Here is a 12,531-nt window from a genome sequence, read left to right as displayed (position 1 = left end):
TTATATTTTTTTGTCTAGTTTAGATATTGAATTTGTTCATTTTTCTCAAAGTTGTTTTCACTCTTGTTCATTTTCACAACTTAAATACTCAAGAATTTGAGCATCAACTATAGGGTCAAAACTAGGCGAAATACCTAACTTTGTATAAAAATTATACCATTTTTTAATTTTTTGTATATCATCCATAACTTGAGATTTATTAACATCAAAAGAATAAGATTTTATATGTCTTTTTTTTATAGGAAATTCTTTGGGATTTTCGTAGTCATCTTCCTCTAAAAATGTTGCTACAATCGCATATTTTTCAGCATTTTTTAAAAATGCATATAATTGGGCTTGTTTTATGTATTTTTGCGGTAAATTTTCCCCTTTTTTGCCTCACCTTTCAAAATTTTTCAGACCGGTTGTTTTAATTTCGATTATTATATTAGTTTTTTTGATAAAACCATCAGGAATTCCGCCAATAATTGGATCATTACTAAAATAATCATAATTATATTTTTCGGGAGGAAAAGTTTCAATTTCTAGGTTTAATTTTTCAGAAATGGCTTTGATGACAAGAGGTTCAATTGCAACTCCGGCATCAATATATTTAGTGTCTAAAATTGGCATATCCAATTTTGAAATTTTGACAAAAGCTCGAAAAGGGGAGCTAAAACTATCAAGTCCGAGCACTTCCCCAATTAAAGTTCCACCAATTTTTTTAAAACCGGTATTAAAACCGAACTTTTTGTTAAGTAATTTTTCATGAAAAGCAGGATTAAGAATTAAAACCCGTTTTTCATGGTCAATAAAATATTCTTTTTTATTATAAAATTTACGATTTGTATACATATTTGTCCTAAAGTCAAGGTTGTAAACTAATAAGTGAAAGTGAAACTCCGATAATAATTAACAGAAAAACATTCACCTTCCGTAAATACAAAATAAAAACTGTTATAGATCAAAAAATTGCAAATAAAATAAAAATTCAAAGTCTTCAACCGCTTATAAAATCACTTACTTCTTTTGTGACAAAATATCCATTATTAGAATTAAAAGCATAATTTACAAGCACTAAATTGATAAAAAGTTGAAAAGCAAGCGCTAAAATGATTCCAATAATTGCTGGTCGAAAAATTTGAGCTTTTTTTATAAAATTTGAGCCATTTTTTTGTGAAACTCTATTTAAAGCCTTTAATCAAATTACAACTAAAAAAATTGCCGGTAATATAAATGCCATTAAAAAAATAAATGAAAGAAATCAACCTAAAACTCCAAAATCTGCAATTAAAAATCCAGTAACTGCCGCCAATTTAATTGAAAAAACACCTGGTGTTGAATTTGCGACAGTGAAAATTTGGTTAATTTTTTCTTGATCAATTTCAAGACCTAGCTCTCCAAGTTGTAATCAAAACCAATTAAAAACAGGCATAAAAACTTGCCCGCCACCAAAGACAATTAAACTAATAACCGCTAGCCCCAAAATTGTTAAACTAATTAGTAAAATCACGTTTTTTCTTTCATTTTTTAAACAAAAATAAAACTGAATATATAAAGATAATTACTAAAATTGGGACAATCGCTAAATTATACGGGCTTGGAACAAACAAAGAATATGCAAAACTTAATAGTAAAACGGTGTAATAAACTAATTTATTCATTGAATTTTTGTCTTTTTTTCAATAAATATAACAAAATCCAAGTAAAATTCCGATAATTGTTGAAAAAATTGCTAGGTTAAAAGTGACTAAATATCTTGAAGGTAAATTTTTTACTAAAATAAATAAAGTAAAAAATAATAAAATATGCGGGAAAATTCCCAAAACTGTTGCTATAACACCCCAAAAAGCGCCTAATTTTTTAATACAAACTAATGCCATCATTTGAAGTGATGAAGGTCCGGGGAGCAAATTGGTCAAAATTAAACCTTGATCAAAATCACTTTTTGAAATTCATCCTTTTTTGACAACTGCCTGACTAAAAATAATAGGCATTAAAGAATTTCCTCCGCCAAAAGAAATTAAAGAAATTTTTACCACAAACCATAAAAGTGTTAAAAAATCTCTCATTTTCATATTTTTAATATTTTTTGTATTCATACTTAATAAAATAATATATTATTTTTTAAAAATGTGGTATAATTAAATCGGCCTAGAGGTGTAGTTCAATGGTAGAACAACGGGCTTCAACCCCGTATGTTGCGGGTTCGACTCCTGTCACCTCTGCCATTTTTTTTTTATTTTTTAAATTAAAAAATAAAAAAAAAATGGTGATAAATTCTAAATTTTTGGCAAAAGTTAATTACCTATTTTAAAACACTGGCAAAAATCAATTTACGGATAAAACAACAAAATCATAAAAAAATACAACTACTATTTAAACTCAATGCAAATAGAAAACTCGTTTTTATTTAAATTGAGCCTAAAAAAATATGTGAAGTTTTGAAAGAACAATAAACAAAAGCCATAAATTTATAGATTTCTAAACGGTTAAATTTAAGGCATTGCATCATATTTAAAAATATGACGGAAAAGTCGCATTTTTTGATTTTTTTAGACAAAAAACATAATCAATTCCCCCTTAATTCAAAATCAAAATTTATTAATTCATTCTTAGTGAGACTTATTATAACATAATTTTTTCTTAGACCAAACATTTTTTTTTTTTTTTGCAAAAGATTAATTTCAAAATAATAAAAATTAAGATTTTAGGTCAAAAAATACCCGTAAATCCGGGTCTCCCGAGTTTCCCAGTTTTAAGGCAAAAATTCACTTTTTAGTGAATATAAATATGAAAAAACACCCGTAAATCAGTGTTTTTTGATTTTAAAATCTTAATTTTTATTACTAGCATTTACTAGCATTTTAAGTAATTTTATGGTATAATTATAGATTATGAAAAAACAAAATAAAGATGGTTTTATTGAAGTAAACAAATTGTTTGGCAAAAAACCTAAATATTTTAAGGAAATTTCAAACGTGAAATTTGAAACAAGTTATTTGAAAACAATCAATTAACTGAGGTTGGTTTAGTAACGATGTTGCAAAAATTAAGGCAAAGGGTTGAATTTAACACTTTAGATCAGCAAATAACATTTAAAAATCGAGATGGTGTTCCTAGTGACCCGAATATTTGAAATAGGTATGATTTTTACTTTGATATCTTAATAAATCGCTAAAAAAAATTGTAAGTAACTTTTACCAAAAAACTTAAAAAACTGCCTAAAACCAGATGCTTTTTTAAAATTACCTTATGAAACTGGGAAACTCGGGAAAATTAAGATTTTAGGTCAAAAAATACCCGTAAATCCGGGTCTTTTTACATATTCTTATTCAATAAAAAGTGAATTTTTGCCATCAAACTGCCAAACTCGGTAAAAAATAATAAAATGCAAATAAATTCTAAACTTTTGATAAAAGGTTTAGAATTTTTTTAAAAGAAATAAGAAAAGCAATTAGTCAAGATAATTTTTACCTTTTTGAACCTCAAAACAAGACAGTCCGCTAAAATCAAGTTGGCGATAAATTTCGTATGCCACAATAACAACAGAATTTGCCAAGTTAAGCGATCTAGCATGAGGTGACATTGGAATTCGCAAGCATTTTTCCTTGTTTGATTTTAGAATTTCAATTGGAATTCCGGTTGATTCCCTGCCAAAAATGAGGAAAATCTCGCTATTATTATTGTTAAATTCGGTTTTAAAATCTATTTGCGAATAAACTTTTTGGCCATAACGGGTTATAAAATAAAGATTTTTTGTGCTATATTTTTTTTCAAAATTTTGCCAGTCACTGTGAATTTCATGTTGAATTTCTGACAAAAGAATTCCAGCAGCCGGCCGTTTTAAGTGTTTTGGATCTAGATCAAATGCAATAGGCTTTATTATATGCAATTTCATATTTAAAACAAAGCAAGAACGGATAATATTGCCTGTATTTGGGCCTATTTCGGGCTGAAATAGCACAATGTTAATCATTTATAAACTCCAAAGTGGTAAGATATGTTGAAATTTTTGAATCTTCTGGGCCGTTATTTTTGAGAAAAAGATCATATTCAATCTTAATAAATTCTGAATTTATTTCTAATTTTGTTAAAAGAGTATTGACTATAAGTTCCATTCCATTAGTAATAAACATATTTTCAACATAGTTATTTAATTCAAAAAATAAAGTGTTTTCGCCAGAAAATACTGTTAAATTTTTGTCAAAAATTTCAAATCTTATCATCATGTTATTTTCAGGATTTTGTGTTTCATAAACATCAGTTTCGGTGTTATTAATGATTTGCTTTGAAATGTAAATTGTGTTGATAAATTCGACCATTTTTTTGTCTTGGTCGTCAATAATAGTTCTAAGAGAAAATCTTACTTTCATTTTTTAAGCCTTTTTTGAATTATTTGCGGACCTAAAAGTCAAATTGCCCTTGCTAATTCAGGGCCAGATTCAGCTCATGTTGTTGCCAGTCGTAAAGGCAACAATAAATTTTTACCTTTTATTTTTAAGGTTTGGCCAATTTCCTTAATTAAATTTTCAATTTTTGAAAATTGTCAGTCATTATAGTCAATTTTTTGTGCAAAAAGTTGAATTGGTTGCTGATTTGATTGGTCCAGTAAATTGATTATTTTTTGACTCATTAAGTCTTGAGGTTTTGTGAAAAAATCTAGATTTTCAAAAAAGTCGCTGTATTTTACAGCACTTTTTTGAAATGTTTCAACAAAAAAGCGATTTCATTCAGAGTTTGTTTCAAGATTTAAATGCGGTAAAATTTGGTCTGTTTCCATTTTTGAAATGTAAGATTTTGAAAACCAGTTTAATTTTTCTGTGTCAAAATATGAAGGTGCTTTTGAAAGTCTCTTAAAATCAAATGCTTTGATTAATTCTTCGTGCTCAAAAAATTCGCGAGAATCAGCGCTAGTTCAACCTAAAAGTGCTAAAAAATTAAAAACAGCATGACTATGATAACCTTGATTTTTATAGTCCTCAATAAATTGGAAAAGTGATGAGTCTCTTTTTGACAGTTTTTTACCATTTTTATCAGTAATTATTGTAAGGTGACCAAATTCTGGTTGTTCAAATGAAAAGGCCTCATAAAGCGCAATTTGTTTTGGAGTGTTGGAAATATGCTCTTCTCCGCGGAAAATATGAGTGATTTTCATATCATAATCATCAACAACAACAGCAAAATTATATGTTGGAAACCCGTCAGATTTTATAATAACTCAATCACTAATAGCCGAACCTTCAAAGCAAATTTTTCCTCGAACTAAATCATTTCAGCAATAATTTTTGTTTTTATCAACGGCAAATCTGATAACAAACTCGTTATTTTCTATACGTTTTTGCTTCTCTTGTTCAGAAATTTTAAGTCAGTTTCTGTCATAGCGAAAACTAAAAATACCTTGTTTTTCTTGCTCTTTTTTTTGCTCTTCAAGTTCGCTGGCATTGTCAAAGGCATAATAGGCAAAGCCTTTTTGAACCAGTTCTTGGGCTAATTTTTGATAGCGGTCAATTTTTTCTGACTGACGATATGGACCATATTCTGAAATTGTGCCAGGTTTTTCGTCTGGTAAAATTCCAAGTCATTCTAAATTTTCAATTTGAGAGCGCTCACCGTCTTTGATATTTCTTTGGGTGTCAGTGTCTTCGATTCGTAAAATAAAATCACCACCGTGATGTTTTGCAAAAAGATAATTAATAAGCGCAGTCCGAGATCCACCAATGTGCAAAAATCCGGTTGGCGAAGGGGCATAGCGTGTTCTAATTTTCATTTTTTCCTTTCAATTTTTAATTGCAAAACTCAAATTATGCTATAAATTTATAGGATAATTTGAGTTTTTTTGCCAATAGGCAAATCTTGGTTTTTGATTTATATCGTTTTCAATTTTGAACTCAGGGAAATTTTTTTTGAAAAAATTGACACTATCTTTGTCAATTTCAAAAAAAATTCAACCTTTATCATTAAGAAAATTATCGATTTGGCACATTATTTTTTGATAAAATGAAAAAGGCTCCGGTTCAGAAAATAATGCACCTTCAGGTTCAAAATTAATAACTGACTCATCAAGTTTTTGTCTTTTAAGATAGGGAGGATTTGAGACAATAATATCAAATTTTTGGCCAATAATATTACTAAAAAGGTCGGATTTTACAACACTTACGTCTAAATTGTTGTATTTTGCGTTTAGTTTTGTTTGCAAAATTGCCTCATCGCTAATATCAACCAAAGTGATTTTTGCGCCACTAAATTTGGCAAGAGCAAGGCCAATAAATCCTGAACCACAACACAAATCAAGAACAAAACTGTCTTTTTTTATGACTTTTTTTACTTTTTGCAGTAATTCTTGTGTTTCATAACGGGGAATAAAAACTTTTTGATCCAGAAAAATTCGAACATTTTCCATTTCGATAAATCCGATGATTTTTTGGACTGGATAGTTCATTTCTAACTTTAAAAGTTCAAGTTTGGAAACTTCTAAGGGCAAATTATAGCGTTGTTTTTCCTTTAAAAGTTCCAATTTTCTACTATTTATCTCCATAGCTTTGCAAGATTAATTCAGCTCTTTCTTGAGATAATAAGGCTTCAATTATTGGATTTAGACTTCCTTGGATGACCGGTTTTAAAGAACAAGAAAATGCTATTCGGTGGTCGGTGATCCTGTCTTGAGGATAGTTATAAGTTCTAATTTTTTCAGAACGAGCCCCTGATCCGGCGAGTTTACGAAAATTAGCTTGTGTTTCAAGTCTTTTTTGAACTTCCAAGTTATAAATTTTTGACCTTAGAATTCCCATGGCTATTTCTTTGTTACCAATTTGGGATCTTTCATCTTGAGAAGTTACAACAATTCCGGTAGGAATATGGGTAATTCTAACAGCCGAATCGGTGGTATTTACAGACTGACCGCCTGCCCCTGAAGAGCGATAAGTATCAATTTTAAGATCTGAAGGGTTAATTTCGACTTCAATTTTGCTATCAATTTTTGGCATCACGGTAACTGTGGCAGTTGAGGTGTGAATTCTGCCCATTGTTTCAGTTTCAGGAACTCGTTGAACACGGTGGACACCTGATTCAAATTTAAGTTTTGAGTATATATTTTGACCAGAAATTTGGAAAAAAATCTGTGAAAAACCGCCAGCAAGTGCAAGTGATGAGCTAAGAACTTTAACTCTTGCCCTTTGGGAATCAGCTCATTTTTGGTACATTCGAAAAAGATCGCCAACAAAAATATTAGCCTCATCACCCCCAGCAGCTCCGCGGATTTCAACAATTACATCTTTATCGTCATTTTCATCTTTTGGAAGCATTAAAATTAAGAGTTTTTCCTCAAGTGCTTCGATATTTTTGTTGGCAGTTGCAATTTCTGATTTTGCTAACTGTTGTAATTCAGGGTCTTTTTCTTGACTAAGAAGTATTTTTGCATCTTCAAGTGTTTGCTGATTTTTTAAAAGCAAATCAAATGTCAAAGAAATTTCTTCAATTGAAGAAATTTCTTTTGCTATTTCTAAATATTTTTTTTGATTATTAATTACTTCATCAGTTAGTAAAAGCTGACTTAAGTCTTGATATTTTTTGTGAATTTTTTCTAAAGAGTCTAAAAATTTTTTTTCCATTGTTAGTCCACCTACGTTTTTATTTTTAAAATTTTAAATTTTTTTATAAATTTTAAAAATAAAAGTTAAACATCGGCGGTTGCTTGAGGATTTTGATTGTTAGAAAATTTAAGCCAACGTGCTGAGTGAGCTAGTCTTTCAATTTGGGCTGGATCCTCAAGGGAAAAGACTTTTTCAGAAGTTCTGTCCAAATCAGTTTGAATATCTTTTGTTTGAGCAAGTCATTTGGCTAAAACTGTTGGATTGTTGTCAACTTTTACACCAATTGGGTCAAATTGACCAATTCCTTTAACAAGTTGACTTCTCCCTGGAGTTGTCTGCGGGAAATATCCACCCCAAAAAATACCGATAACTTGGTTATATTCATTTACAACGAGCGAACCAGACATTCCGCGCCCGCCACGAAGTCCAGGAAGTGAAATTGAAGTTGCCCCTTGAAAAGGTTTAAGTGAATTATCTTGTTTGAACTGATTGTCTTTTTTTAGTTCATCGACTGTAACAAATGAATTTTTATCGTCAGTAATTCAGTCAAATCCACCTAAAAAACCACCTAAATAAGCATGCAATGGTAAAGCTGATTCAATTTTTGAGGTCTTAAGTTGGCTTCCTTTTGTAAAAGTAGGGAGAAATTTATTTGTTACTAAAACATCAAGTGGAGCTTCATTGTAATGTCGAACAGCATCGGGAATATTTTTTATGTATGAATCCTCACCATCACCTAAAAAATCTAAAAAGGGAATGCCAATATTAAATGGATTTTTTATCTGTTCATCATCAGGAAAAGTTACTTCAATTATTGCGATATCACGAAATTTTCCTCTGTCGGGCATATCTAGGCCAATTGGATTAATTTTTAAATTATTTCAGAATTTTTTTGACTCAGAGTTTATATACTGAAATCCTTCAGGGGGTAAAAAATCTCTGTTTCCTTCAGTTTTTGAAATTCGATCAAAACGACGGAATAAATTAGTATCATCAAAACTAATGTCATCTAACTTTTGCAAATTTCCATCAAGTAAATAAGAAAATGAATAAATTTGATCCGGTTTGTTAATTAAATCTGAAACAACATGCAAATTTGTGGCAAGATAATAAGTGTTAGTAGGTAAAAATTTTCCTGAATTTTGAGGATCAGGTTTTAATTTTCGATCAAAAACTCAAGCTGTTCCTGAGGTAATTCGGGTTGTATTTGAATTAGTTCTTGGGTCAAAAGCATTTGAACGTAACTGAATTACCATTGATCTTGAACGCAATGAGTCATTAATTATATTTTTTCCAAGAACTTTTGCACCAAAATCTTCAATAATATTTTTACTTTCATTAGTGTTGGTAAACTTTACGTTAATTTTGTAAAAGTCTTCAACTGAATTACCAAAGTGAAATGAAACTCCTGACTCATCAATTTTAAAATCAGCTAATCTACCATAACTATAATTTAATTTTTCAAAATTACTTAATTCTGCAGTATTTTTAAAAAGTGTCGGTTCTGATAGTGTTTTTTTGACTGCTTGACCAAAAAGTGGCCATAAAAGTGCATCACTTGAAGAGTTTAAACTTTGTGAAATATTTTTTAGTTTTTCTGAAATATTTGCTGTAGTAGGTAATTTATATCAAGAATCAATAAAGTTAAAATTGATTTGACTTGTAAATTCGCTTGATGCAAATATCTTATCATATGAGTTAAACCCTTCAACTTTAATAATTTGACCAGGACTTGTTGGACCTGAAGTTAAGTCGTTTTCTTTTGGACTTAAAATTAGGTAAAAATCACCATTTTGATCATTTGAAAGTGAGGGAACTTTTTTGATGTGATACATTGTGTGATTTAAATCACCAAAATCGATATATTTAGATAATTCCTCACCTGAATTTTCAGAGGAATTTATTAAAAAAGATGGCAAAAAGTTAGAATACTCATCTTTAAGTTTAAAACTTTTAATTTCAATTAATTTTTTTAGATTTTGTCTTGGCTTAATATTGAGTTTTACAATTTTTGAAACAAAATTATGGTATGAATCATGATAAATTGACAGAACAACATCGACATTGCCAGTTTGGGAATCATATGAGTCTTTTAAAATTGTTGCTTTTAAATAATAAAAATTTTTAACCTTTAAACGGTAAGGATTTTTGGCAATATCTTGAATGTTTGGGACTCCTTGTTGTTGACTTGGAACATCAAATTGATCTGAATTTCTAAGCTTAGTTATGTCAATTTTTTCAAAATTTGATGGTAAATTTATATATTCCCAAATATCTGAGTCAGATTTTAATGAGTCAATATCAAAAGTTTCCTGATTTTTTAATTCTAAAGTATCTATTTTTTCAAAAGCGGTTTGAATTCTTTCTTTATAAGCATAAATTCCGGTTTGATCAGTTTCAAAGCCGTTAACAACAAACTCTTTTGATTGAACCAAAGTTTGTGTGTCTTTATTATAAGAGTCAACCTTAACTTTAATTGAACCGTAAAAATCATTAGCAGAATTTGTAACTGGGGTAATTTTTAAGTCAAATTTTGCATTTAAGTCAAAATTATCAACACCTGGGATAAAAGTTCAAAGAATTGCTGAATCTAAAAATGAACTTCTCCTATTTAACATGCGGTGAGTTATTCCATTCAAATTATCATCTAAATCTAAGGTTGAATACTGTTTTAAAAAATCAGATGCCTTAAGTCTGCTACCTAAAGCAACTTTACCTGAAATTATTGAATCTAAAGGGTTCTTTAGATTCAGTTCTTGATCTCAAGGGTTTGATTGGCCAATTTCGAGTGTTCGCTTGAGAATTCCATTGACCGCACCAAGCGGTGTGCAAGAAGCGATAAAAAATGTAGTTGAAATTCCAACTAGCGGGAGAATTTTAATTAGTATTTTTTTCAAAGATTTATTTTGTTTTTTTGCCATGATTGATATAATTATATTATAATTATCTTTAAAACAATAAATTTTAAAAACTTTTTACGGCTCATTGGTGGAATGGTAGACACGGCAGACTCAAAACCTGCTGCAGCAATGCGTATCGGTTCGAGTCCGATATGAGCCACCAAATATAGTATACCCTCATTATTATTAATTTAATTATAAATAATTTAAAGAAAAGCACTCTGATTTGGAGTGCTTTTCTTTAAATTTGAACTGTTAAATTCAACCCTTTGTCTTAATTTTTGCCATCAAACTCGGAAACTCAAGAAAAATAACTATCAAGGCAAAAACACTGAATTTTAAATATAACACTCACAAAAGAAAAATCTACTTACTAATCAAATAAAACAAACTAAAAAAGCTAAAATTCTAACTTAAAAAGCAAAATTACGAAATTTTTAAACTACTTTTTTAGTTTAAAACACTGACAAAATTCACAAAAAAATACAACTACTATTTAAACTCAATGCAAATAGAAAACTCATTTTTATTTAAATTGAGCCTAAAAAAATATATGAAGTTTTGAAAGAACAATAACCAAAAGCCCTAAATTTAAAGATTTCTAAACGGGTAAATTTAAGGCATACCATCATATTTAAAAATATAACGGAAAATTCTCACTATCTGAGCTTATTAAGCAAAAAACATAACTAATTCCCCCTTAATTCTAATCTCAAAATTTATTAATTTATTCTTAGTGAGTGTTATTATAACATAATTTTATTTTAGGCCAAGCATTTTTTTTTTTTTTTTTACAAACGGCTAATTTCAAAACTATAAAAATTAATGTTTTAGCTTCAAAAACCCGGATTTACAGATATTTTTGCATATTTATATTCACTAAAAACTAAATTTTTGCCATCAATCTGCCAAACTCGGGATTAAAAAGAATTTAAAGAAAAGCACCCCGATTTGGAGTGCTTTTCTTTAAATTTTAAGTGTGTGACTTTGAAAACTAAAGATTTTTCATAGCGTCTTTGTAAATAGTATCGACAATTTCGACTGATTTTGCGAATTTTTCTTTTTCTTTATCATTGAGTGTAATTTCAATGATTTTTTCAATACCATTTGCACCAAGGACCGCTGGAACTCCAATATTTACGCCATCAAAGCCGTACTGACCACGTAAATTCGCGCCGACAATTAGAATATTCTTTGTGTCGTTGATAATGTTGCTTACAATTCGCGCTAATGCAGCACCAATTCCGTAAAATGTTGCTCTTTTTCTGTTAATTATTTCATAAGCGCGACGTGAAACTGGATATTCAAGCTCTTTTTCGTAATTTGAGCTGTTAATTCCGGTTAGCTCTGAAAAATGACAGAAGCATTCACCTGCAATTTTAATGTTAGAATATGCAACAAAAGATGAATCACCATGCTCACCCATTACGTAAGCCTGAACTGAATTTGGGGCAATTTTTAATCTTTTTGCAATTTCAAATTGAAGTCTTGCAGTATCAAGAATTGTTCCTGTTCCAATAACTTTTTGGTCAGAAAATCCTGAAGCATCACGGTAAGCACGAGTAATAACATCAACAGGGTTTGAGGCAATAACAGTAATCCCGCTAAAGCCACTTTCTTTTACTTTAAAAGCAATATCACGGATAATTCGAATATTATCTGCAACTAACTGAAGTCGAGTTTCACCTGGTTTTTGAGGTCTTCCCGCTGTAATTAAAATAAAATCTGCATCTTTTAGGTCGCTATACTCATAACGGCGAACTGAAAAAGGACGCAAAAGTGAAGCGGAGGCATCCTCAAAATCAAATGCATTTCCTTCTGCAAAATCAGGGTTTATATCGATAATTCCGTATTCAGATGCAAGACCTTGATTCATTGCTGCATAAAGAAATGAATTTCCAACATTTCCTGCGCCGATTAGAGCGATTTTGATTGGCTTCATATTGTATCTCCTAGTTTTTTAATAATGGTTATAACAAAAATATTAAATATCAATGTTATGTCTAATATTTTAATACATTTTTGAATAAAAAACAAGCAAAAATATACTTTTGCTTGTT

General features: G+C 29.7%; 10 protein-coding genes, 2 tRNA genes and 1 pseudogene. 3 read left to right on the top strand and 10 right to left on the bottom strand.

Annotated features, from left to right (window positions below; genetic code table 4):
* From V3255_RS01275 to V3255_RS01265, 3 genes are read right to left on the bottom strand one after another with little or no spacing between them, the layout of a single operon-like run.
* Complete coding sequence (locus tag V3255_RS01275) at positions 1-834, bottom strand: MAGa7180 family putative nuclease (RefSeq protein WP_337902956.1); 834 nt, start codon at positions 832-834, stop codon at positions 1-3.
* A gap of 7 nt (positions 835-841) precedes the next feature.
* Positions 842-1,492 (bottom strand): chromate transporter, encoded by a 651-nt coding sequence (locus V3255_RS01270; RefSeq protein WP_337898821.1) that lies wholly within the window; start codon positions 1,490-1,492, stop codon positions 842-844.
* On the bottom strand, positions 1,476-2,051 hold the full coding sequence (locus V3255_RS01265; RefSeq protein ID WP_341516304.1) for a chromate transporter: 576 nt from the start codon (positions 2,049-2,051) through the stop codon (positions 1,476-1,478). The genes V3255_RS01270 and V3255_RS01265 overlap by 17 nt, the downstream gene beginning before the upstream one ends.
* A gap of 84 nt (positions 2,052-2,135) precedes the next feature.
* Between V3255_RS01265 and V3255_RS01260 the strand changes: the two genes are divergently transcribed.
* Together V3255_RS01260 and V3255_RS01255 are read left to right on the top strand one after the other, a co-directional pair.
* A tRNA-Trp gene (locus V3255_RS01260) sits at positions 2,136-2,210 on the top strand.
* 666 nt (positions 2,211-2,876) lie between these two features.
* Positions 2,877-3,160, top strand: a pseudogene (locus tag V3255_RS01255) (IS1634 family transposase); the annotation flags it as partial.
* Between the two features lie 276 nt (positions 3,161-3,436).
* On the opposite strand, the gene V3255_RS01250 reads toward V3255_RS01255, so the two are convergent.
* The 6 genes from V3255_RS01250 to V3255_RS01225 form a co-directional block, all read right to left on the bottom strand.
* A complete protein-coding gene (locus tag V3255_RS01250) occupies positions 3,437-3,958 on the bottom strand; it encodes a tRNA (cytidine(34)-2'-O)-methyltransferase (RefSeq protein ID WP_313359418.1) in 522 nt (173 codons plus the stop codon).
* Entirely contained in the window at positions 3,951-4,355 is a 405-nt protein-coding gene (locus V3255_RS01245; protein WP_337898819.1) for a hypothetical protein, read from the bottom strand. Before V3255_RS01245 ends, V3255_RS01250 begins: the two co-directional genes overlap by 8 nt.
* Positions 4,346-5,749 carry a glutamate--tRNA ligase gene (gene gltX, locus V3255_RS01240; RefSeq protein WP_337898818.1) on the bottom strand — a complete coding sequence of 468 codons (1,404 nt, stop codon included), beginning with the start codon at positions 5,747-5,749 and terminating at the stop codon, positions 4,346-4,348. Before gltX ends, V3255_RS01245 begins: the two co-directional genes overlap by 10 nt.
* Positions 5,750-5,788: 39 nt before the next feature.
* On the bottom strand, positions 5,789-6,517 hold the full coding sequence (locus tag V3255_RS01235) for a peptide chain release factor N(5)-glutamine methyltransferase (protein ID WP_332977011.1): 729 nt from the start codon (positions 6,515-6,517) through the stop codon (positions 5,789-5,791).
* Positions 6,504-7,589 (bottom strand): peptide chain release factor 1, encoded by a 1,086-nt coding sequence (prfA, locus tag V3255_RS01230; protein ID WP_332977013.1) that lies wholly within the window; start codon positions 7,587-7,589, stop codon positions 6,504-6,506. The genes V3255_RS01235 and prfA overlap by 14 nt, the downstream gene beginning before the upstream one ends.
* A gap of 65 nt (positions 7,590-7,654) precedes the next feature.
* Entirely contained in the window at positions 7,655-10,492 is a 2,838-nt protein-coding gene (locus tag V3255_RS01225) for a DUF31 family putative serine protease (RefSeq protein ID WP_341516283.1), read from the bottom strand.
* 58 nt (positions 10,493-10,550) lie between these two features.
* Between V3255_RS01225 and V3255_RS01220 the strand changes: the two genes are divergently transcribed.
* Positions 10,551-10,634, top strand: a tRNA-Leu gene (locus V3255_RS01220).
* An 831-nt stretch (positions 10,635-11,465) separates the two neighbouring features.
* Here the strand turns inward: V3255_RS01220 and V3255_RS01215 are convergent.
* Positions 11,466-12,413: an L-lactate dehydrogenase gene (locus V3255_RS01215; RefSeq protein ID WP_333503758.1), complete on the bottom strand. Its 948-nt coding sequence runs from the start codon at positions 12,411-12,413 to the stop codon at positions 11,466-11,468.
* Between the last annotated feature and the right edge of the window lie 118 nt (positions 12,414-12,531).

Origin of the sequence: Mesomycoplasma ovipneumoniae (assembly GCF_038095975.1) — a bacterium.
Classification (GTDB): domain Bacteria; phylum Bacillota_I; class Bacilli_A; order Mycoplasmatales; family Metamycoplasmataceae; genus Mesomycoplasma; species Mesomycoplasma ovipneumoniae_C.
This window is presented reverse-complemented; position numbering and strand designations above follow the sequence as displayed.